The 22634-nt window shown below is 71.1% G+C and carries 16 protein-coding genes; 6 read left to right on the plus strand and 10 right to left on the minus strand.

Annotated features, from left to right (window positions below; all coding sequences use genetic code 11):
• Window positions 1-1678 (plus strand): copper resistance CopC/CopD family protein (locus ACFVDI_RS13955; protein ID WP_378905876.1); only part of this gene is annotated, 1678 nt, incomplete at its 5' end.
• On the opposite strand, the gene ACFVDI_RS13960 is transcribed toward ACFVDI_RS13955, so the two are convergent.
• On the minus strand, window positions 1668-2495 hold the full coding sequence (locus tag ACFVDI_RS13960) for a hypothetical protein (protein ID WP_378905878.1): 828 nt from the start codon (window positions 2493-2495) through the stop codon (window positions 1668-1670). The genes ACFVDI_RS13955 and ACFVDI_RS13960 overlap by 11 nt on opposite strands.
• 55 nt (window positions 2496-2550) lie before the next feature.
• Entirely contained in the window at window positions 2551-3933 is a 1383-nt protein-coding gene (locus ACFVDI_RS13965; RefSeq protein WP_378905880.1) for an FAD-binding oxidoreductase, read from the minus strand.
• 201 nt (window positions 3934-4134) lie between these two features.
• Here ACFVDI_RS13965 and ACFVDI_RS13970 point away from each other — a divergent pair, with 201 nt between their 5' ends.
• The gene (locus ACFVDI_RS13970; RefSeq protein ID WP_378905882.1) at window positions 4135-5070 is read left to right on the plus strand and encodes a TerC family protein; all 936 of its coding nucleotides are present in this window, start codon (window positions 4135-4137) and stop codon (window positions 5068-5070) included.
• Between the two features lie 140 nt (window positions 5071-5210).
• On the opposite strand, the gene ACFVDI_RS13975 is transcribed toward ACFVDI_RS13970, so the two are convergent.
• The 3 genes from ACFVDI_RS13975 to ACFVDI_RS13985 form a co-directional block, all read right to left on the minus strand.
• The gene (locus ACFVDI_RS13975; protein WP_378905884.1) at window positions 5211-7595 is read right to left on the minus strand and encodes an ABC transporter permease; all 2385 of its coding nucleotides are present in this window, start codon (window positions 7593-7595) and stop codon (window positions 5211-5213) included.
• Window positions 7595-8305 carry an ABC transporter ATP-binding protein gene (locus ACFVDI_RS13980; RefSeq protein ID WP_378905886.1) on the minus strand — a complete coding sequence of 237 codons (711 nt, stop codon included), beginning with the start codon at window positions 8303-8305 and terminating at the stop codon, window positions 7595-7597. The genes ACFVDI_RS13975 and ACFVDI_RS13980 overlap by 1 nt, the downstream gene beginning before the upstream one ends.
• Before the next feature lie 97 nt (window positions 8306-8402).
• Window positions 8403-9584: a GAF domain-containing protein gene (locus ACFVDI_RS13985; protein ID WP_378905888.1), complete on the minus strand. Its 1182-nt coding sequence runs from the start codon at window positions 9582-9584 to the stop codon at window positions 8403-8405.
• Between the two features lie 106 nt (window positions 9585-9690).
• Between ACFVDI_RS13985 and ACFVDI_RS13990 the strand changes: the two genes are divergently transcribed.
• The 3 genes from ACFVDI_RS13990 to ACFVDI_RS14000 all read left to right on the plus strand — a co-directional run bounded on the left by ACFVDI_RS13990 (window position 9691) and on the right by ACFVDI_RS14000 (window position 14312).
• Window positions 9691-11517 carry a flavin-containing monooxygenase gene (locus ACFVDI_RS13990; protein ID WP_378905890.1) on the plus strand — a complete coding sequence of 609 codons (1827 nt, stop codon included), beginning with the start codon at window positions 9691-9693 and terminating at the stop codon, window positions 11515-11517.
• A 557-nt stretch (window positions 11518-12074) separates the two neighbouring features.
• A complete protein-coding gene (locus tag ACFVDI_RS13995) occupies window positions 12075-13349 on the plus strand; it encodes a DUF222 domain-containing protein (RefSeq protein ID WP_378905892.1) in 1275 nt (424 codons plus the stop codon).
• Between the two features lie 96 nt (window positions 13350-13445).
• Window positions 13446-14312 (plus strand): alpha/beta fold hydrolase, encoded by an 867-nt coding sequence (locus tag ACFVDI_RS14000; protein WP_378905894.1) that lies wholly within the window; start codon window positions 13446-13448, stop codon window positions 14310-14312.
• Between the two features lie 16 nt (window positions 14313-14328).
• On the opposite strand, the gene ACFVDI_RS14005 is transcribed toward ACFVDI_RS14000, so the two are convergent.
• Both ACFVDI_RS14005 and ACFVDI_RS14010 read right to left on the minus strand, forming a co-directional pair.
• A complete protein-coding gene (locus tag ACFVDI_RS14005) occupies window positions 14329-14997 on the minus strand; it encodes a response regulator transcription factor (RefSeq protein ID WP_378905896.1) in 669 nt (222 codons plus the stop codon).
• On the minus strand, window positions 14994-16217 hold the full coding sequence (locus ACFVDI_RS14010) for a sensor histidine kinase (RefSeq protein WP_378905898.1): 1224 nt from the start codon (window positions 16215-16217) through the stop codon (window positions 14994-14996). The genes ACFVDI_RS14005 and ACFVDI_RS14010 overlap by 4 nt, the downstream gene beginning before the upstream one ends.
• Window positions 16218-16360: 143 nt before the next feature.
• Here ACFVDI_RS14010 and ACFVDI_RS14015 point away from each other — a divergent pair, with 143 nt between their 5' ends.
• Window positions 16361-17110 carry an SGNH/GDSL hydrolase family protein gene (locus tag ACFVDI_RS14015; RefSeq protein ID WP_378905900.1) on the plus strand — a complete coding sequence of 250 codons (750 nt, stop codon included), beginning with the start codon at window positions 16361-16363 and terminating at the stop codon, window positions 17108-17110.
• 124 nt (window positions 17111-17234) lie between these two features.
• On the opposite strand, the gene ACFVDI_RS14020 is transcribed toward ACFVDI_RS14015, so the two are convergent.
• From ACFVDI_RS14020 to ACFVDI_RS14030, 3 genes are all read right to left on the minus strand, one after another.
• Entirely contained in the window at window positions 17235-19949 is a 2715-nt protein-coding gene (locus ACFVDI_RS14020; RefSeq protein WP_378905902.1) for a DEAD/DEAH box helicase, read from the minus strand.
• A 49-nt stretch (window positions 19950-19998) separates the two neighbouring features.
• Window positions 19999-21210 carry a Bcr/CflA family efflux MFS transporter gene (locus tag ACFVDI_RS14025; RefSeq protein ID WP_378905904.1) on the minus strand — a complete coding sequence of 404 codons (1212 nt, stop codon included), beginning with the start codon at window positions 21208-21210 and terminating at the stop codon, window positions 19999-20001.
• Window positions 21211-21295: 85 nt separating this feature from the next.
• Window positions 21296-22579, minus strand: a complete 1284-nt coding sequence (locus tag ACFVDI_RS14030; protein WP_378905906.1) for a hydroxyacid-oxoacid transhydrogenase — start codon at window positions 22577-22579, stop codon at window positions 21296-21298.
• Window positions 22580-22634: the final 55 nt, after the last annotated feature.

Consider the following 22634-nt stretch of genomic DNA (forward strand, 5'->3'; position numbering starts at 1 on the left):
GGGCCCCGACCACCGGGGCCCGGGCCGGCGCGGCCTGGGCCGGCTGCTGGTGGTGCTTGCTGCCGCTGCGTACGCCGTCCTGCTCAGCATCTCCCCCGCCCAGGCGCACGCCTCGCTGATCGGCACCGACCCCGAGGAGGGGGCGGTCCTCGAACAGGCGCCGGAGACGATCACCTTCACCTTCGACGAGACGGTGACGCTGCCGCCGGCGGGCGTGACGGTCTACGACGCGAAGGGTCAGGAGGTGACCTCCGAGGCGACCGCGAGCGGCACCGAGATGAAGGTCTCCCTCGCGAAGGCGAGCAGCCTCGGCGACGGCACCTACGTCGTCGCCTGGCGGGCCGTCTCCGCCGACGGCCACCCGATCTCCGGCTCGCTGACCTTCGCGGTCGGCGCCCCGAGCCTCAGCGTCGCCCCGCCGCCGTCCACGGAGCCGTCCAGGGCGACGGCGGTGATCCACGGTGTCCTCCAGTTCCTCCAGTACGCAGCGTTGCTGCTGGTCGTGGGCCTGGTCTGGTTCCGCGGGGTGATCGTCGGTGAGCACCGCGTCCCGGACCGCGCCATCAGCCGGGTCCAGCGCGTCCAGATCCTCGGCGGCATGGTCGCCGTGGTCGCACTGGTGGCCCTGGCCCCGGCCAGCGGGGCGCTGCAGAGCGAGAGCGGACCGGGCGCGATGCTCACCTTCGACGCCTGGTCGCCGGCCTCGGTCGGCAAGGAGTGGCTCAGCGCCCTGGTCGGGATCGTGGGCATCGCGGCCACGCTCGCGCTGCGCGAGCGGCCCCGCCTGGCCTCGGCCACCGCACTGGTCGCGATCTGCGCCCCGGCGCTGGTGGGCCACTCCCGCGCGGTCGTACCTGCCTGGCTGGTCACGATCACCGATGTCGTCCACCTCGTCGCCGGTGCGCTCTGGCTCGGCGGCCTGGTCGGTCTCGCGCTGACCCTGCCGCTGATCACCAGGCGCGGCACGGTCGCGGCCGAGATCGTCACCCGCTTCTCCACCCTCGCCGCCGCGTCCCTGGCCGCTCTCGCCCTCTCCGGCGTGCTCATGGGCTGGCGGATCCTCGGCTCCTGGGACAACCTGCTCAACAGCACCTACGGCACTCTGCTGATGACCAAGATCGCCCTCGTCGTCGCGGTCGCGGTGATGGCGGCCGGCAACCGGCTGCTGGTCCTCCCCCGCGTGCGTCAGGCCGCCGGCCACGACGACACCGTCGAGGCGGGGTCGATGCTGCGCCGGGCGGTGCTGATGGAGGCGGGCGTGCTCGTCGTCGTCCTCGGCGTCACCGGCTTCCTGGTCGACCAGCCGCCGCAGGCCGGCGCGGGCTCGACCGGGGCCGGCACGGCCACGGTGGCGCAGACCAACACCCGGGCCGCGGAGCTCGGCGACGACCACCGCGTCTATGCGACCCTGACCCCCGCGGGTCCGGGCCCGAACGTGCTCCGGCTGCAGATCCAGGACACGGCCGGCGAACCGGTCGAGGCGGCCGCGGTCCCGACCGCGAAGCTGCGCTCAGGTGACGTCGACCTGGGCAGTCTCGCCCTGCGGTCGGTCGGCGCCGGCACCTGGGAGGCTGACGTCGTACTGCCCAAGGGTGGCACCTGGGAGGCGACCGTCGGGCTGCGGCTGGGTGAGTTCGAGAGCCCGCTGGGCGTGCTGAAGTTCCCCGTCAGACAGTGACCGGGAGTCGGAGCGTGTGGATCATCCCGTCCACCCGCGCCTGCACGAAGAAGACGTAGTCACCCGGCTTCGGCGGCTTCACGTGGATGCCGAGGCGGGTGCCGTCCTCGCCGTTCTCGGGGCCGCCGAGCGGGTGCAGGTGGATCACCTCGCCGGTCTCGCGGCTGAAGGCGGTCACGTGGGCGTAGACCCCGAGGTAGGTGCCGAGGTTGACCGGCTTGCCGGCCGGGTCGGAGAGCAGGACACCGATCTCCTGGTCGATCCCGGGCTTCGGGGTCTCCTCCAGCGCGGCGATGACGGTGCCGTCGTCGGAGCCCGGCACCTCCACCTCGGCCGGCCCCGCGACCTTCGCCGACGTGCCGAGCATCGCCTGGTCCCCCTTGCCGTCGGGAGCCCGAGCGGCGAACTCGACGACCACGCGGTAGGTGCCGCCGGCCGGCAGGGTCAGGTCGCCGGACCAGGCACCGGGTTCGCCCTCGGTCGGGTGCAGGTGGCGGAAGACCTCCAGGTCGTCGCGTACGACGTAGAGGTGGAGGTCCTTGGTCTGCTCCTCGATGTAGTCGGTGACCGGGTCGCCGTCCTTGGTGATCGTGAAGCTCACCTTGCCCGGGGTGCCCGCCTCGGCGGGCAGGCTGACGTCACCGAGCGTGTAGCCGCCCGCGGTAGCGACGGTGCCGTCGGCGCCCTCGATCTCGGTCACGACGGTCGCCTCGCTCGGCGTCGAGGTGGGGTCGGCCGCCTCCGGTTCGCCGCCGCAGGCGATCAGGGTGACCGCAAGACCGAGACAGAGAACGACAGCAGCAATTCCGACACGCACGGGGTAAAGAGTGTCATGCGACTGGTTGAAGCGGAGCCCGAGACCGTCAGCTGGGTCAGAACCCGACACCCGGATTGAGAATCCCCAGCGGGTCCAGGGCCGCCTTGATCCGGTGCTGGACGTCGATCGAGCCGGCGCCGACCTCGGGCTCGAGCCACCTGCGCTTGAGCCGGCCGACGCCGTGCTCGCCGGTGGTGGTGCCACCGAGCTCGAGGGCGAGGCCGAAGATCTCGTCCCCGGCGAGGGTCTCCGCCGGTGGCATGACGCCGGGGACGTCGCCGGGCGCAGGGTCCCAGCCGATGACCGGGTGGAGGTTGCCGTCGCCGGCGTGGGCGAGGGTATAGATGCGTACGCCGTGCCTGTCCGCGATCTCGGAGATCCGCTCGACCGCCTCGGCGAGCCGGGACCGGGGCACGCAGATGTCCTCGATGAAGAAGGCACCCTCCGCCTCGATGGCCGGCAGGACCTGGCGGCGGGTCGCGACGAGGCGGTCGGAGGACTCCTCGTCGACCCCCTGCTCGATCCAGGTCGCCTCCTTGCCGAGGACGGCCGCGATCGCCTCGATCTCGGACTCCGCCGCGGTCCCGTCGGCCTGGGCGATCACCAGGGCGTCACCGCGGGAGGCGTAGGAGGTGCCGGCGAACCGGTCGATCGCCTCGAGACAGCGCCGGTCGATGAGCTCCAGCATCGACGGCACCCGCCGGGCGGCGGCGATCTCGGCGCAGGCGCGAGCGGCCGCTGCCACCGAGGCGTACGCAGCAGACGCCGTCAGCGTGGAGAGCGGCCGTGGCCTGAGCCGCAGGGTCGCGCCGACGACGATGCCCAGGGTGCCCTCGGAGCCGACGAAGAGGGCGGTGAGGTCGAGCCCGGCGACGCCCTTCATGGTGCGGCGGCCGGTGTGGATCAGGGTGCCGTCGGCGAGCACGACGTCGAGGCCCAGGACCGCCTCCCGGGTGACGCCGTACTTCACGCACCGCAGCCCACCGGCGTTGGTCGCGACGTTGCCGCCGATCGAGCAGATCGCCGCGGAGGCCGGGTCGGGTGCGTACCTCAGCCCGACCTCGGCCGCCGCCGCATCGAGCCGCGCGGTGAGCACACCGGGCTCGACGACCGCGAGCTCGTCGACCGGGTCCAGCTCGAGGATCCGGTCCATCGCGGAGAGGTCGACGACGAGGTGGCCGGTGCCGGCCACCGCTCCCCCGGCCAGCCCGGTGCCGGTGCCCCGCGGGACGACCGGAACCCGGTGCGCCGAGGCGACCCGCATCGCCGCCTGGACGTCCGCGACGCTGTGGGCTCTCACCACCGCCGTCGGGAGACCGTCCGCGACCGATCCGGACCGGTCGGTCGAGGCGGCGAGCAGCGAGAGCTCGTCGGTCACCACCTCGGAGACGTTGGCGGAGAGGTCGTCGACCAGGGCAGGCTGTGGCTCCGTCGTCATCGCGCCATTGTGTCGTCCGGCCGATGTCCTTGACCACGATTTGCAGACCCGTTCGGCGATACCGGTACCCTTTGCCCCGAGGGGAGTACCTCACCAAGCTCATTCCGGTCAGTACGTCGGTGCCGACACCGTCCCGGAATGGCACCCCGATCCGGGGTGAGGGAGACCTCAGACGTTCATCGACACGCCTGAGGAACCCGCATGCTCGATACCATTGCCACGCCCACTTTGTGGGCCGTCACCATCGCCGCCGTCGTGGTGCTGATCGCCCTCGACTTCGTCCTGACCAGGAAGCCTCACGACGTCTCCATGAAGGAGGCCATCGGCTGGTCGGTCTTCTACGTCGCGCTTCCGCTCGCCTTCGGCGTCTGGGTCTGGAACGCCCACGGCAGCCAGACCGGATTCGAGTACTACACCGGCTACATCGTGGAGAAGTCGCTCAGTGTCGACAACCTGTTCGTCTTCATGCTGCTGCTCGCGGCCTTCGCGGTGCCACGCCACCTGCAGCAGAAGGTGCTGCTGTTCGGCATCGTCGGCGCGCTGGTGCTGCGCGGCATCTTCATCGCCCTGGGCGCCGCCGCGCTGTCCCAGTGGGACATCGTCTTCCTGATCTTCGGCGCGATCCTGCTGGTCACCGCGGCGAAGCTCTTCATCGAGGCGCTCCAGGGCCACGACCAGAAGGTCGACCCCGAGGAGATGCTGGCCGTACGTCTCGGCCGCAAGATCGGCCTGAAGCCGATGGCCATCGTGGTGCTCGCCATCTTCGCCACCGACATCATCTTCGCCGTCGACTCGGTGCCGGCCGTCTACGGCATCACCGGCGACCCCTACCTCGTCTTCGCCACCAACGCGTTCGCCCTGCTCGGCCTGCGAGCCCTCTACTTCGTGCTCGAGGGCGCACTGTCCAAGCTGGTCCACCTCTCCTACGGTCTGGCCGCGATCCTCGCCTTCATCGGCGTGAAGCTCGGCCTGCACTGGGCCCACGGCCACTGGGACGGCGTCCCGGTCGTGCCGACCTGGCTCTCCCTGGTGATCATCGTCGGCATCCTGGCCGTCACGGTCACCACCAGCCTGATCGCCTCCGCGCGCACGGAGACGCGCGAGGAGACCAAGGACATGGAGGAGACGAACGCGTAGGCGACCGCGTTGGTCTCGACACGCCTCCGCCTGGCGGCTCCGGCGGCTCCGGCGGCTCGACCGACGGGCACCCCGTCGGTCGAGCCGGACTCGTGAGGAACGAACGAGTCCGTGTCGAGACCAACACCTTCCTACCCTGGTCAGTCCAGCGCGAGTCCCTCCGCCGGGCTGACCCTGGTGGCCCGCTTGGAGGGCAGCACGCAGGAGACCAGGCCGGCGACGCCGGCGACGATCACGACGCCGATCAGCTGCAGCACCGGCGGGTCGAAGCTGGCGTCGGGCAGCATGTCGCCGATGAGGATCTCGCTGCCGCCCCAGGCGAAGAAGACGCCCAGCGCGGTGCCGACCACGGCGGCGACCGCGGAAAGCAGCACCGCCTCGGCGGCCAGCGTCCGTCGCAGCTGACGCTTGGTCAGGCCCAGGGCCCGCAGCAGGGCGTGCTCACGACCACGCTCGAGCACCGAGAGACCCAGCGTGTTGGCGATGCCCGCCAGCGCGATCAGCACCGAGATCGCGAGCAGCCCGATCACGGCCCAGGTGAACACGTCCAGCTGGAGCTCGACCCAGGCCCGCTGACCCTTGCCGTTGATCAGCTCGGCGTCCGGAGCGAGCACCCCGAGCGCCCCGGCCAGGTCCTCCGGGTCGGCTCCGGCATCGGCCCGGACCCAGACGGCGTACGTCTGCGGGTCGGCGGTCAGCTCGCGCAGCGTGGCGGCGGAGATCTGCGGCGCACCGTCGATCTCGCGTACGTCCAGGGTCACGGTGGCCTTCCGGTCACCGACGACCAGCTCGATCTTCTCCCCCGAGGCCTCGAAGGAGTCCTCCACGAAGGCCGAGGCGGCGACCGGCGAGAGCACCATCGTGCCCGGCTTCACGCTGAGGTCCTTCAGCGCGATGTCGCCCGCGGGCGGGGCCACGACCGGCACCGGAACGGGCTTGCCGTCGGCCTCGACCGAGGCCAGCGCACCAGGAACGGCGACCGCGTCCGCGACGCCCGGGACCGCCTTCGCGTCTCCGAGGACCGAGTCGGCCAGCGGCTCGGACTCGGCCTGCAGCGCGATGTCGATCGGGTGCTGCGCGGCCATCTCGTCCAGGGTGGCGGCCCGGATGGTGTTCATCCCGGTGAGTACACCGGTGGTGAGCGTGACGCCGACCAGCAGCGAGGCTGCGGTGGCCGCGGTGCGCTTCGGGTTGCGTCCGGCGTTGGCCGCGGCCAGCTTCGCCGGCGATCCGACGACCCGCGCCAGGGCCGACCCGGCCAGCCGTACCAGACCGGGCACCAGGGCCGGTCCGAGGAGCATCACGCCGATGAACGTGACCCCGCAGCCGACCAGCACGATCAGCATCCCGGTCTGCGCGTCGTCCCAGCCGACGGCCAGGAAGATGATCGCAATGCCGGCCAGCGTCGCGAGCCCGCCCAGCCCGAGCCGGAACATCCCGGCGCCGCGTACGTCGAAGCCCTCCTGGGGACGGAGCGCGGCCAGCGGGCTGAGCCGCATCAGGCGGCGGGTGGGCAGCCAGGAGGCGACCAGCGTGGTGAGGGTGCCGAGCACGAAGGCGCTGAGGAGCCACGGCCACTCCAGGGCGACGTCGCCCAGCGGCGCGGTCTCGGCAAGCTGCCGCACCACCGCCACGATCCCCCAGCCGAGGACGGCGCCCACGACCAGGCCGAGCAGCGAGGCGAGCAGGCCGAGCGCGAGCGCCTCGCGGCGTACCGACCTCAGGACCTGGCGCTTCGTCGCACCCATCGCCCGCAGCAGCGCGAAGTCGCGCATCCGCTGGGCGAACAGGATCGAGAAGGTGTTGGTGATGACCAGCACGGAGACGAACAGGGCGATGAAGGCGAAGATCAGGACCATGTACGCGACGATGTTGACCTCCTTGTTGAGCTGGGTCTGCAGCTCGGTGAGGTAGTCGTCGGTGTCCAGCCACTTGTCGGCCGTGTCGCCGGTGCCGGCGGTCATCACGGCCTGGACGTACTGGTCGTTCCAGCCCTGCATCTCGGGCCAGGTGACGTAGATCGGCGAGGACCACATCGACGGGGCGTCCACGAGGCCGACCACGGTCGTCTCGACCGCCGCCTTCCCGCTGCCGACCTTCAGCGTGTCGCCGATGGCGACCTTGTTGGTCTTGGCGGCATTGGCGTCGACGACGGCCTCGCCGGCGCGGGTCGGGAACCGGCCCTGCTCGAGCTCCTGCCACTGCCAGCGCTTCTCGGTGGAGACGGCGCCGACCATGATGTCCTGGCCGAGCATGGTCGTGTCGGTGCGGACCGGCTGCATCGACATCGCCAGCGCCCAGCCGCCCTTCTCGACGTACTTCTCGGTGACCTCCTCGCTCGGGAGGTCGACCGCGCCGGCCGCGTTCCGGAACGGCGCGTCGATGCCCGCGAACAGGCCCGACTTCGTCGCCGAGGTCAGCGCGTTGGTGACCACGATCAGCGCGACCGCGGCGACGACCGCCACCACGGCCGCGGCGTATCGGCGGGCGTAGGTCCGCAGGGATGCGAACAACACCGTCCGCATCAGCGCGTCACCCCTTCGATGTGTCCGTCCTTCACGGTGACGATCTCGTCGGCGTACGCAGCCGCGGAGGCCTCGTGGGTCACCATGACCACGGTCTGGCCGAGCTCGCGGACGCTGCGGCGGAGGTGGTCGAGCACCTCGGCCGAGGTCTCGGAGTCGAGGTTTCCGGTGGGCTCGTCGGCGAACAGGATCGCGGGCTGGGTGACCAGCGCGCGGGCGATCGCCACTCGCTGCTGCTGGCCGCCGGAGAGCTCGGAGGGCTTGTGGCCCAGGCGCTTGCCGATGCCGAGGGTGTCGGCGATCATCTGCGCCCGCGCGCGGGTCTCGTCGGTCACCCGCTTGCCGGCCAGCTCCAGCGGGAGCTGGATGTTCTGCCCGGCGGTCAGCATCGGCAGCAGGTTGAACGCCTGGAAGACGAAGCCGACGTTCTCCCGGCGGAACACGGTCAGCTGGTCGTCGTCGAGGTTCTCCAGCGGCTGGCCCGCGACGGTCACCTCACCGCTGGTGGGGCGGTCGAGCCCGGCCAGGCAGTGCATCAGCGTCGACTTGCCCGAGCCGCTCGGGCCCATGATCGCTGTGAACGCGCCGCGACGGATCTCCAGATCGACCCCGCGCAGCGCGTGTACCTCGGTGGCACCCTTGCCATAGGTCTTGGTCAGGCCCACCGCTCGGGCGGCGGCCGTCATCGTGGGAACAGAGGTCTGTGTCATGCCCCAGAGCCTCTCGTCGTGGGGAGTCAACCCACATCGGGCTGGAGGCTGATCCCGGCGTACGACCTGGGGTTGATCGGCAAGGGTCGGCTCAGGGTCATCCCCGGGTCAGGGTCACCCCGTCGGCCAGGCGGTAGGGGTTGGTCGAGACCAGGGCGCCGATCGAGCGGCGCAGCCGGGAGACCTCGGCGCGCACGGTGACGATGTGCTCGGCGTCGCCGAAGACGGCCTCGCTGAGCCCGCGGGCGGTGAGGCCGGCAGGACCGGCGGCGTCGACGAGGGTGAGGATCTCGACATGGCGGCGGGTCAGCGTCGTGCGCCAGCTGCCCGACTCCGAGGCGACCTCGAGGGTGCCGTCGGGATCGAGCCGGGCGGTCAGGCTTCCCGAGCCCGACGAGGTGGGCCGGACCAGCCAGCCGCGTTCGCCGACCCGCTCGGGCAGGCACAGGCCCAGGCCCGGGACGGTCAGCATCTTGTCCTGCCGGGGCGCCGCGATCCGGTCGCGGGCGGCCATCCCGGCGTGGTGGGCGACCCAGCCGTCGTCATCGACGACCAGCAGCGGCCCCTCGACGCCGGAGACGACATGGTCGGTCTCGCGGCGCAGCCGCTCCAGCCACTCCTGGTGGTGGCGCCACAGGCTCATCTCGGCCAGGCGCACCGCGCTCTCGACCAGGGCGCCGATCGCCGGGTGCAGGGTCAGCGCGGGCCCGCTGACGTCGACCACACCGAGCAGGGCTCCGGTGCGGGGGTCGTGGATCGGGGCCGCGGTGCAGTACCAGGGATGCTGGGCCTGCTCGAAGTGCTCCGCGGAGAAGAGCTCGACCGGCGCCGCCTCGGCCAGCGCGGTGCCGATGGCGTTGGTGCCGACCGCGCGCTCGGTCCACAGAGCGCCCTCGACGAAGCCGAGCTGGTCGGCGATCTTGAGCACCCGCGCCGAGCCCTCGCGCCACAGCACCACGCCCTCGGCGTCGGTGACCACCATCAGGTACGTCGCGGCATCCGCCGCCGAGGTCAGCACCGCCCGCAGGTCGCCGATCACCGTCGCCAGCGGCGAGCGGGCTCTTCGCGCCGCGCACTCGGCTGCGGACGGCGTACGCCTGCCGTTGCTGCTGCCGGGCTCGAGGCCCATGCTCATCACCCGGCGCCAGGAGCGCTCGACCAGGATCCGGGGTGTGCTCGGCGGGCGGCCGCCGGACAGGACGGCGTCGTGGACGCGTACGAGGTCACGGGCCAGGCGCGGCAGGTCTGCTCCCGCCGGCACTGCTCCGGTCGCTGTCATCTGGCGTCCACCTCCGACTCCGAGGGTAGGTGCTTGCTGTGACCCGCGCCACATGCAATCCGCTGCAACCCTTTCTCCCGCGCCCGCGTGGCGGTGTGCTGGAGGCATGACGCAGACACTCGAACCCCCTACCGCGGCCGTGCAGAACGGCCCGGCGCAGACCTGGCTCGCCGACTTCGAGGCGGCTCTGAAGGAACGCGACATCCCGCGGGCCGCGGGCCTGTTCGCCACCAAGAGCTTCTGGCGCGACCTGGTCGCCTTCTCCTGGAACATCACCACCGTCGAGGACCCCACCGGGGTCACCGACCTGCTCTCGGCCACGCTGGAACGGGTCGACCCCTCCGGCTTCGCGCTCGAGGAGCCGGAGGCGACCACGGACGGTGTGACCACGGCGTGGTTCACCTTCGAGACCGCCATCGGCCGCGGCCGCGGACTGCTGCGGCTGAAGGTGGAGGACGACCGCCCCAAGGCGTGGACCTTCCTGACCACGCTCTACGAGCTCAAGGGTCACGAGGAGCCCCGCGGCGTACGTCGTCCGAAGGGTGCCGAGCACGGCGTCAACCGGGACCGGGTCACCTGGGCCGAGAAGCGCCAGGCCGAGGCGGAGACGCTGGGCCTGACCGAGCAGCCGTACGCGGTGATCGTCGGTGGCGGACAGGGCGGGATCGCGCTCGGTGCCCGGCTACGTCAGCTCGGCGTGCCCACGTTGGTCATCGACCGCTACGAGCGGCCCGGGGACCAGTGGCGCGGCCGCTACAAGTCGCTGTGCCTGCACGACCCGGTCTGGTACGACCACCTGCCCTACCTGAAGTTCCCCGACAACTGGCCGGTCTTCGCGCCCAAGGACAAGATCGGCGACTGGCTGGAGTCCTACGTCAAGGTGATGGAGGTGCCGTACTGGTCCTCGACCACGGCGACCAGCGCCTCCTACTCCGATGAGGACGGGGAGTGGACGGTCACCGTCACGCGTGGCGGGAAGGAGATCACCCTGCACCCGAAGCATCTGATCATGGCCACCGGGATGTCCGGCAAGCCGAACATCCCCGACCTGCCGGGCATGGACATCTTCGAGGGCGAGCAGCACCACTCCTCCAAGCACCCGGGCCCGGATGCGTACGAGGGCAAGCGGTGTGTGGTGATCGGGTCGAACAACTCCGCCTTCGACATCTGTGGCGCGCTCTACGAGCACGGCGCCGACGTGACGATGGTGCAGCGCTCCTCGACCCACATCGTGAAGAGCGACACCCTGATGGACATCGGGCTCGGTGACCTCTACTCCGAGCGGGCGGTCGCCTCCGGGATGACCACGGAGAAGGCCGACCTCGTCTTCGCCTCGCTCCCCTACCGGATCATGCACGAGTTCCAGATCCCGCTGTATGAGCAGATGGCCGAGCGCGACGCCGACTTCTACGCGCGCCTGGAGAAGGCCGGGTTCCGGCACGACTGGGGCGACGACGGCTCGGGGCTGTTCATGAAGTACCTGCGCCGCGGCTCGGGCTACTACATCGACGTGGGCTCGGCCGAGCTGGTCGCCGACGGGTCGGTCAAGCTCGCCCATGGCCAGGTCTCCCACCTGACCTCGTCCGCTGTGGTGCTCGAGGACGGCACCGAGCTCCCCGCCGACCTGGTCGTGTACGCCACCGGCTACGGCTCGATGAACGGCTGGGCCGCCGACCTGATCAGCCAGGAGGTCGCCGATCGCGTCGGCAAGTGCTGGGGGCTCGGCTCCTCCACCACGAAGGATCCCGGGCCGTGGGAGGGCGAGCAGCGCAACATGTGGAAGCCGACCCAGCAGGAGGCGCTGTGGTTCCACGGCGGCAACCTGCACCAGTCGCGCCACTACTCGCTCTACCTCGCGCTGCAGCTCAAGGCCCGGTTCGAGGGGATCTCGACGCCGGTCTACAACTTGGCGCCGGTGCATCATCTGTCCTAGCTGGCCCCGGTGGTCGAGCTTGTCGAGACCATCTCTCACGGGACACGTGATGCCCCGGTGGTCGAGCTTGTCGAGACCATCTCTCACGGGACACGTGATGCCCCGGTGGTCGAGCTTGTCGAGACCATCTCTCACGGGACACGTGATGCCCCGGTGGTCGAGCTTGTCGAGACCACGCGTCCCGTAACCGTTTCTTCGGGGCTGGTCTGGGCCGCCGACCCTTTCCTGAGGGTCTTCTCGATCTGGTCCGGCGTCAAGGACGGGCCTTCGGCCCGCCGGCTTCGCCGGCCGCTTCGCGGTCCTGGACTCCGGACCAGATCGAGAAAAGATTTGGCTGGCTATCGGGGCGGCGGCCCGGGTGTGGCGCAGCGAGATTGTACGGAATCCGGAGTGTTCCGGGGAGGGATGGTGGCCCTTCGGGCCACTTACCATCCACAGAAACGAGCCCGTTCACTAAGTGCGAAAACCACGCTTGAACTGGGAAAATAGATGGATCGATCAGGGCTGCTGGCGTAGAATCAGACCCATCACAGCACACCTCTGAAGGGAGGAACGTGATGAGTCTCGGGCGCGAGATCGACCACTGGGGCACCAACCCCGGCGACATGATCGACGCCGCCCTGACCGCCATCGAATCCTCCCTCCACGACCTCCTCGCCACCGATCCTGCCTACTGGCGCACCGAGCAGAAGAAAGACCTCCTCGAGCGGCTGGAGCGACTCCAGGCCCAACAGGCCGCGGTGAAGCTGCGGGTCCTCGCTGCTGCTGGGGATATCGCCGAGGAGACCGGCGCCAAGGACGCCTCGGGGTGGCTGCGGACCGAACTCCTGGTCGACAAAGGTACGGCCCGTTCGCAGATCAAACTCGCCGCCGGGGTCGCCAAGTACGACCGCGTGGCCGCCGGCCTGGCCGAGGGCGCCGTGTCCGTCGACAAGGCGCGGGTGATCACGACGGCGCTGGACAAGATCCAGGCCGACCCGGTCGCGAGTGCCGAGGACCTGGTGCTGGCCGAGAAACTGCTGGTCGACCACGCCACCCGGCTCACCGCCAACGAACTACGCATCGTCGGGACCCGGATTTTGCGGGAGATCGACCCGGCCCGGTTCGAAGACGTCGAAGCCCAGGCATTGCTGGCTGAGGAGGAACGGGCCCAGCAGAAGACCGCGTTGCGGGTCTGGGACAACCACGACGGCACGATCGGGTTCGACGGCGTGCTGCCTGTCTCGATTGGGATGCGGTTCAAACGACTCGTCGAGGCCTACGCCCAACCCCGCAAACAACACTTCCTCGACAAGGGCGCCCCGCTGCCACCGTGGGAACGACTCATGGGGCAAGGCCTCACCCGGTTGCTGGAAACCATCGACCCCGCCAGCCTGCCCCGGCACGGCGGCGACGCCACCACCATCAACGTGGTCATCTCCCTCGCGGAACTCCGCAAAGACCTCGGTATCGCGACCCTCGGCTACGACCAGACCAACGGCACCACGATCAGTGCGGCCGAGGCGCGGCGGATGGCGTGCAACGCCACCATCATCCCCTGGGTCCTCGGCAGCGACAGCGAGGTCCTCGACGCCGGCCGAGCCAGCAGGCTCTTCCAACCCATCCAACGCAAAGCACTCCGGCTGCAGCAGAAATGCTGCCAAGCCGAAGGGTGTGACGTGCCACCCGAATGGTGCGACGCCCACCATCTCGACCCCTGGGCCGCCGGCGGCAAGACCAACCTCAAAAACGGGGCCCTGCTATGTCTGCACCATCACCGGCTGGCACACAACCCGGCCTACCTCCATGAACGACTACCCGACGGCACGATCCGGTTCACCCGCCGCCCCTGAGCAGCGCACGATTGGCGACGAAGGGTCGGCCGCAGACCCGCTTGACGAGCGCGCATCGCCGGCAGCACCATCGTCGGGGCACCCGAAGGAGGCCCCATGACCAAGGTGACCACTGGCACCGTCGAGGCGCCCGGCGCCGTCTTGACCTATGACGTCCGCGAACCGGACACGCCGAGCAAGCACCGTCCGCTGTTCATCTTCGGCTCCCCGATGGCGGCCTCGGGCTTCGAGCAACTGATCAGCCATTTCACCGACCGCACCGTCATCACGTACGACCCGCGTGGCGCCGAGCGCAGCACGCTGACTCCCGACGGCACGGTCACCGGCGAGCTTCACGGCGAAGACATGCACCGTGTCATCGAGGCCACCGGTCTGGGGCCGGTCGATGCGTTCGGCTCCAGCGGCGGCGGAGCCTTCGCCCTGCACTGGATCGTCAAGCATCCCCGCGACGTCCGAACGCTGGTCTCGCACGAACCGCCCCTCTCCACGATCCTCGAGGACCGCGAGATGGCCCTCCGGGTCAGCGAGGACATCGTCGCGACCTACCAGCGGGAGGGCTACGGCCCGGCGATGGCGAAGTTCATCCAGCTGATCATGCATCCAGGTCCGCTTCCGGACGACCACCTGGACCGCCCGGCACCGGATCCCGCAGCCTTCGGTCTTCCCACCGAGGACGACGGCACCCGCGACGACGCCCTGCTGAGCCGCAACCTTGCCATGCCGCCCTTCGAGCCCGACCTCGAGGCACTGCGAGCTTCCAGGGTTCGGATCGTCCCCGCGACCGGCACCGAAGGAGACGGCACGCTCGCCCGACGTGGCGGTGAGGCGCTGGCGGAGGAGTTGGGTGTGCAGCCCACGGTGTTTCCGGGCGACCACGGTGGATTCACGGTGAGCCCGATGTCACCCGGCAACGAGCCTGCGGCCTTCGCCGCGAAGCTGCGTGAGGTGCTCGACGACGCGTGATCGGGCTTGGTCGGGGTCAGCGGCCGACGAGGCCGGTCTCGTAGGCCAGCACCACGAGCTGGACGCGGTCACGGGAACCGGTCTTGGCCAGCAGCCGGCCGACGTGGGTCTTCACCGTCGCCTCGGCGACCACGAAGGTCTCGGCGATCTCGGTGTTGGACAGGCCACGGCCGACCAGCGTGAGCACCTCGCGCTCACGCTCGGTCAGTGCCGCCAGCCGCTGCTCGGCGGCTGCGGGGGCGGTGGTCGAGGGCGCGGAGGCGGCGAAGTGCTCCAGCAGGCGCCGGGTGGTGCTGGGCGCCACGACCGAGTCGCCGGCGTGCACGGTCCGGATCGCGGTGAGCAGGTCCTCGGGCCGGGCGTCCTTGAGCAGGAATGCCGCGGCGCCGGCGCGGATCGCGGCGAAGGCGTACTCGTCGAGGTCGAAGGTGGTCAGCACGATCACCCTGGGTGCGCCCTCGCGGCCGGCGATCAGGCCGGTCGCCTCGACCCCGTCCATGCGCGGCATGCGTACGTCCATCAGGACCACGTCCGCCTCGGTGCCGTTCTGGGTGAGCGCAGCGACAGCCTCCTGGCCGTCGCCGGCCTCGCCGACGACGCTGAGGTCGGGCTGGGAGTCGATGAGCATCCGGAAGCCGGCGCGTACGAGCTCCTGGTCGTCGACGAGAAGGACACGGATCGTCATAGCGGCATCTTTGCGTAGACGCGGAAGCCGCCGCCGGGAGCCGGGCCGGTCTCGAGCGTTCCGTCGTGGGCGCTGATCCGCTCCTCCATCCCGACCAGCCCGAGGCCGCCGGACTCCTTCGCGTCCGCGGCGGCGCCCCGGCCGTCGTCGGCGACCTCGATCTCGAGGCTGCCGCTCGCAGCCGTCACCATGACCCTGGCCGCGGCGCCGGGACCGGCGTGCTTGCGTACGTTGCTGAGTGCCTCCTGCACCACCCGGTAGGCGGTCAGCGCGACTCCCTCGGGCACGGCGAGGCCGGGCTCGGGAAGGGCCGCGGCCAGCTCCATCCCACCGGCCCGGGTCTCCTCGACGAGCGTCGCGATGTCGCCCAGCCGCGGCTGTGGGCGGGTCAGCGTGTCCCCGTCGCGCAGCAGACCGAGGAGCTGCCGCATCTCCGCCAGCGCCTCGCGCGCGGTCTGCGCGACGGTCTCCAGCGCCTTGGGCGCCAGGGCGGGATCCTGCTCGGCGGCATAGCGGGCGCCGTCGGCCTGCACCACGATCACGCTCAGCCCGTGGGCCACCACGTCGTGCATCTCGCGCGCGATCCGGGCCCGTTCCTGGGTCGCCCCGAGCTCGGCGCGCTGCTCGGCCTCGCGGCGCAGCTGCTCGTTGCGCTGGATGAGGGAGTCGACGTACGCCGTTCTCGTGCGGGCCAGCGCGCCCAGCGCCCAGGCGGCGACCGGGAAGGTGGCGAGCGAGAGCGCGACCGGGACGTACGTGCTCCAGTTGATGCCGTCCTGGGGCTCGCCGCCCGAGGTGGTGTCGACGGAGCTCATCCAGTCGTGCGTGCCGAGGACGGAGCCGAACAGGCCCACCGCGAGCGCCGCCAGTCCCCAGCGCGGGCTGGCGTAGCGTGCCACGGAGTAGACCGCGATCGGGTAGGAGACCTGCGAGACCAGCGGGTAGTCGATGAGGAGCACCTGCAGGCCGCAGGCGCCGGCCACGATGGCGTAGACGATCACCGGGTGCCGGCGACGCCACAGCAGCGGCACCAACTGGACCACCACGAGCACCAGGTCGGCGACGTGGCTGGTGCTGCCGACGTCCTTTGCGGCGCCACCGTCGAGCAGGACCTGGATGGCGTAGAACGGGATGATCAGGAACAGGGTGCCGGCGAGCAGGACGTCGAACCACCATCGCCCACGCGCGCCGAGCCGCCAGGGGCGTACCAACTCCTCCACAGGCCCACCGTAGAGGAGCCGAGGCGGGTGCGGCGTCAGCCCGGGGACGGATGTCAGGGTCAGACCGCGGGCGGACTAGAATCCAGAGGCTGGCAATGGATCTGGCATCGGTTACTGGGTTGGATGACTGGGTTGGAGGACTCGTGGAGGCAGTGCGCTACGTCGCGATCGGTGACTCGTTCACGGAAGGGGTCGGCGACGAGAGGCCCGACGGTCACGTACGCGGCTGGGCCGACCTGGTCGCCCAGGGCTGGGCGGCCTCGGGCACGCGGGTGGAGTACGCCAACCTCGCCATCCGCGGACGCCTGATCCGCCCGATCGTCGAGGAGCAGCTTCCCGCCGCGCTGGCGCTGAAGCCGACCCACCTCTCCTTCAACGGCGGCGGCAACGACATGCTCCGCCCGAAGGCCGACGCGAACGCGATCGCCGATCTCCTCCACCCCGTGCTCGAGGCCTGCGACACCCACGGGATCACACTGATCCTGCTCTCCGGCGCCAACCCGTCGGCCCGGCTCCCCCTCGGCAAGGTCTTCCAGCGCCGCGGCGACGAGCTCGTCGGCCTGGTCGAGCAGCGGGTCGCCCACCGCGACGACATCGTGCGCGCCTACAACTGGCCCGACACCACCCTCATGGACGGCCGCTTCTGGTCCGAGGACCGGCTGCACATGAACGCCCGCGGCCACCACCGGGTCGCCGCCCGCGTCCTCGACTCGCTCGGCGTCGAGGTGCCCGAGGGCTGGTGGGACCTCGACTTCGAGGCCGCCGTCGGCAAGAAGGGTCTGGCCTACTACCGCGAGTTCGTCGGGCCCTGGATCCACCGCCGGCTCACCGGTCGCTCCTCCGGCGACGGCCGCACCGCCAAGTTCCCCACCTGGACCGCGATCCCGAGCTGAACCTCAGCCGAAACTGCAGTTCTGGCGCGCCGAAACTGCAGTTTTGGCGGACCGAATGGGTTGTTCTGGCGACAGCGGGCGCCAGAACAACCGACTCGGCACGCCAAAGGTGCGGACTCGGGCTTCAGGACCAGTGGCGGCGGATCACGGCGGTGACGTCGAAGGGGTCGGCGCCGCGCTGGGCGGCCAGGAGGCCGGCGCCTTCTGGCGAGCCGGTGTAGAGCAGGCCGGAGCCGCCGACCCAGTGCGCCCAGGCTGCCCGGAACGCCTTCGCGTCGGCGGCGCGACGGCCGAGGGCTACGGGGACGGCGTGCCAGGCCTCGGACTGGGCAGCGTGCCGGCCGGAGATGCCGAGACGTAGCGTCTCGAGCGGATCCAGGGTGCCGACGACCGGACGCGAGACCAGGTAGCGGGGTGCCGCGATGGGCGCCAGCCCCTCCTCGAGCGAGGCGGCGAAGAGCGCCGACTCGCCCTCGGACACACCGGCCAGGTGGACGCGGTAGCTGCCGTCGGAGTCCACGGCGATCTCGAGTCCGTCGGCGCCGACCGAGGTCTGTCCGGTCTCGTGCAGACCGTCGGCGACCGCCGCAGCGACGGCGCCCACACTCGGTCGCCGACGCAGCTGGGAGGCGATCCGGGTGCCGTCGCGGTAGACGTACGCAGCCCAGAGTGCCCACAGCCCGCCGGCCGCGCCACCGAGCGCGGCCGCGCCGCCACCGGCGCCGGCGAGGACGACCGCGAGGAGCACGACGCTCAGCAGCGCCGCGGGCGCGAGGACAGCCTTGGCCGGCAGCCGCCACTCCGGGACCCGCCCTTCGAGCAGCCGGAAGCCCGGCGGCCGGGGCGCGAGCACGACTCCCGACGGCGCGCGCAGCGCACCCGCCCTGCGCAACCGGATCCTGACGGTGCGGCCGGCGACGTCGGCGTACGGCTCCCCGATCCGCCACCGCTCCCGGATCGCGGCACGATCCTCCGAGCGCGCGACCATACGGGCGTTGACGGTGTCGAAGTCGGACTCCGGCGGGGCGGCGTACGGGGAGAAGGACTCGTCGATGTGGCCGACGCCGTCGACGACGGAGCCGTCCTCGTCGGCGCCGAAGAAGCCGGTGTGCTTGCGGACCAGACGCTTCCAGTCGTTGTCGCCGCGCGGGTGCTCCTCCTCGACGCAGACGACGGTCCAGTTGACGGCGACCTTGTCGGGCCGCCCGGGATCCGTACGCAGCGACCGTCCGCGCAGCTGCACGACCGCCGTGGTGGTCGTGGCCGCGGTGAGATCGACGATCCCGGTCACCGACCGGGCGTCCCAGCCCTCCCCGAGCAGGCCGCGCGTGCCGACCAGGACCCGGCACCCGCCGGCCTCGAAGAACCGGGTCACGTGGGCGACCCACTGCCGGCTCCCCCAGCGCCCCACGAGGGTGGCGTACGCCTCCTCCTTCTCGACCGCAAGGCCCTGGGCCAGAGCGGGGTCGGTCTCGGCGATGTGCGCCACCAGCGCGTCGAGGGTCGCCGGCGGACCGGCGACGGTGGCGCCGGTGACCAGCAGGACGTCGTCGTGGGACGCGCACAGGGTGGCCAGCACCGCCCGTGCGGAGCCGGACTGCTCGGCGATCACCCCGCGCAGGTCGACCGGTAGCGTGGCCGAGGCCCGCTCGTGGTCGGTGACGACGAGGAGCCGCAGCGAGTCGCCGTGTGCGAGCCGCTCGTGGTCGACGATGGCCGCGGTCGCGGTCGTCTTGGCCTCCGAGCGCGCCAGCACCCGGTCCACCGGCGAGCGCCCGGCCCGGATGCCGCGCCGGGTCAGCGAGTAGCCGACCGCGGGCAGCGCCTGCTTGATCGCGGCCAGCGCCTCCTGATCCGCCGCCTCCTCGGAGGACATCAGGTGTCCGCGTACCCAGTCGCCGATCAGCGCCACCCAGTCCTCGGCGGACGGGTCGCGGCGATGGGCCTCGGTGAGCGTCGCCCCCTCGGGCAGCGCGAGCAGCCCGCGATGATGGGCCCTCAGGGCGGCGGTGGTCAGGTCGGGCGACGCCTTGGCGAGCTCGGCCCAGGACAGCGCGCCCTCGGACCGAGCCACGAAGCGCCGGTCCAGCCAGGTCAGGAACGGCACACTGCCCAGATCGGCCGAGGTCAGCGCGGTGAGCAGCTCCTCGAACCGCTCCGCGCTCCCCCTCAGCCACTCGCGCTCGCTCGGCGTGGGCGTTGTCAGCCACACCAGGTCGGCGAACGGCGCCAGGTCGCCCTCGCGGACGACCGCCGGGATCGAGGTCGAGAAGACGATCTCGCCGAACAGCGTCCCGACCAGCGCGGACTCCTCCTTGGTGAGCGCCTCGGGCGGGGTCGCGGTCAGCCCCAGCACCCGTGCGTCCGGCAGCAGCTGCAGGATCTCGCCCAGCAGCTCGCCCCAGACCTCGAGCAGGTGATGGCACTCGTCCAGCACGAGCAGCAGCGGCCCGGATTCTCGTAGCGCTTCGACCAGGGCACGGCCGTTGTCGTGCAGCCTGGCCAGGTGGCTCTCCCCGGTCTCCGCCTCGTCGTCGGGGTCCCCGAAGACCGCGACGGACTGGTAGGTCAGCGACGTCAGCGGCGCGACGAGCTCACGCGACGACGACGCCTTCAGATCCCGCGCCGCCGCCTGCCGCAGCCACTGCCCCTGGATGGCGGTGTTGGGGCTGAGCACGACGACCTTCGCCCCGTCCGCGATCGCCTTCCGTGCCGTCTCCAGCCCGACCAGCGTCTTCCCCGCACCAGGCGGCAGCACCACCCACGCCCGCGACCGCCCCGCCTCCTGGGCCGCGCCCAGCGCGGACAGCGCACGCTGCTGATGAACACGGAGCTCCACTCCGCGAAGCCTAGCCAGCGTCGAGGCGTCACCCTCGTCGGCAGGCTGGTCAGGCCGCCGTGGCGAAAGCCGCCTCCGACTCCGGGTTACGGGCGACCGAGCGGCGGGCGAGGGAGAAGGCGACCGCGCCGAGGACCGAGGTGAACACCATGGTGATCGCCAGCGGCACCGCGGTGTGCTCGCCCGCGACAGCACCGAGCGGCGAGGCGAGGCCACCGCCGAGGAACATGATGCCGCCCATCAGCGCCGATCCGGCACCGACCGAGGGGCGCGCCTGCTCGATGGCCAGGGCGCCGGTGTTGCCCATGATCAGGCCGACGGAGGTGGTGACGACCACGATCGGCAGCAGGATGAGCACCTTCGGCACCGGCAGCAGCGCCACGACCAGCACGGCCAACGCCGCCAGGGCCATCACCGGCTGTGCCGAGCGGATGATCCGCGCCGGGTGCACCTGCCGCTTGGCCAGCCGCGCCGAGACCAGCCCGGCGACCGTGAGGAAGGCGGCGTTCACCGCGAACCCGATGCCGTAGACCGCCGCAGAGGTGCCGATCACCGACTGGTAGAGGAACGAGGAGGAGGAGACGTACGTCATCAGGGTGGCGAACGTGAGCGACTGTGTCAGCGTGTAGCCGAGGAAGGCGGGCTTGGCGAGGAGGCGGCCGAGGTCGGCGTACTCGACCCGGATGCTCCGCCGCTCGACCGGCAGGCTCTCCCGGACCACCAGCAGCACGACGACGACCTGCAGCACGGCGATCGCGGCGACGATCCCGAGCACTCCGCGCCAGGGCACGAACCCGGCGAGGGCACCGCCGATCACCGGGGCCAGGATCGGCGCGATGCCGCTGATCGACATCATGATCGACATCGCCCGGGCGGCGGCGAAGCCGTGGAGTACGTCGGCCACGATCGCCCGCGCCATGACGATGCCCGCCGCGGCGGCGAGCGCCTGCAGGAAGCGGGCCGCGATCAGCAGCTCGACGGTCGGTGCCAGCGCGGCCAGCACGCCGGCGAGCGCGGCCACGACCGAGCCGATCAGCAGCGGCTTGAGCCGCCCGAACCGGTCCGAGATCGGGCCCCAGGCGATCTGCCCGAGGGCGAGTCCGATCAGGAAGGCGGTGAGGGTCAGCTGCACGTTGCTCGCAGCGGCGCCGAGGTCCGAGCCGATCTGCGGGAAGGAGGGTAGGTAGAAGTCGATCGCAAGCGGCGCGGATGCCGAGAGCAGGGCGAGTGCGAGCAGGAGCCGCGGCGGGACTGACGTCACCGAGGGAACCTCCGGAAGAGTCTGGTCGAAGAAAGACAGTTGAAGAAGACAACCAACCGAACGCCGTGGCCCCGCCGGGCATTCCTCACCAGAGCGTGATCGACCTCTCGAAGATCCCGGTCAGGTCCTCCGCCGACGGCTGCTTCGGCGCGGTGGCGAGCAGCCGCTGCTGCTTGAGCGCCCCCTCGACCAGGTCGGGGATGTCGCCGGTTCCGAAGCCGACCGAACCGATCCCCGCCGGGATCCCGATGTCGCGCATCAGGTCGGCGAGCACCCTGGGCAGCAGGTCGCGCGGCTCCTCCTGGGACTCGTCGAAGCCCGGGGCCAGCAGGCGGGCCGCCCGCAGGTGTCGCTCGGGCGCGGCGTCGAAGGTGTAGCGGAACGCCTCCGGAGCGGTCAGCGAGACCGCCATCCCGTGCGGCACCAGCGCCTCGTCGCCGGGGTAGTCCGCCGGGTGGAAGTCCCGCACCCGCCCGGCGATCGGGTAGGCGCACGCGTGCGGGATGTGCACGCCGGCGTTGCCGAAGCCCAGGCCCGCGAAGGTCGCCGCGAACGCCATGTCACCGCGCGCGGCGGTGTCGTCCCCGTGCGCGACCGCCTGCCGGAACGAGTTCGCCAGCAGGGACAGCCCCTTCTCCGACCACATGTCGGAGATCGGGTTGGCACCGCAGTAGGGCACCCGCTGAGCGGGCTCCTTGCGGTCGTAGGAGGTGTAGGGACGGGCCGTGTAGCTCTCCAGCGCGTGACACAGGATGTCCATCCCGGACGCGGCGGTCACCCCGGCCGGCTGGGTCATCATCAGTTCCGGGTCGACGACGGCCAGCGTGGGCCGCAGGCGCGCGTGCGAGATCCCGGTCTTCACCTTCAGCGACAGCACGTCGAGCACGCACACGGTCGTCGACTCCGCCCCCGTCCCGGTGGTCGTCGGCACCGCGACCAGCGGCAGCAGCGGCTTCGCAGGGGCGAGCCCGCGGCCGACCGGCGCGTTCAGATAGTCCTCCAGCGATCCGTCGTTGGTGGTCAGCAGGTTGACCGCCTTGGCGGTGTCGATGCTCGACCCGCCCCCGACCGCCACGATCGCGTCGAACGGCCCGTTCTCACGGGCGAACTCCACCGCCGTCCGCATGCTCTCGTCGGTCGGCTCGACATGGACACCGTCGAAGACGACAGCCGTGACGTCGTACGCCTTCATCTGCTCGGCCGCGCGCTGCGGCAGCCCCGTCGCGGAGATGCCGGGATCGGTCACCACGAGAGCACGGCGGGCGCCCAGCGACGCCAGGTCGTAGCCGATCTCGGCCGATGCACCGGTGCCGAACTTGAGCTGTGGGGAGCCATAGGTGAACACGGTCTCGGATGTGGCGAGCGTCATGAGGCGCACGATAGCGGCCGGCCGAGGCCGGTTTCACGGGTCGGACTGCCCAACC

Source organism: Nocardioides sp. NPDC057767 (assembly GCF_042798275.1).
Classification (GTDB): Bacteria; Actinomycetota; Actinomycetes; order Propionibacteriales; family Nocardioidaceae; genus Nocardioides.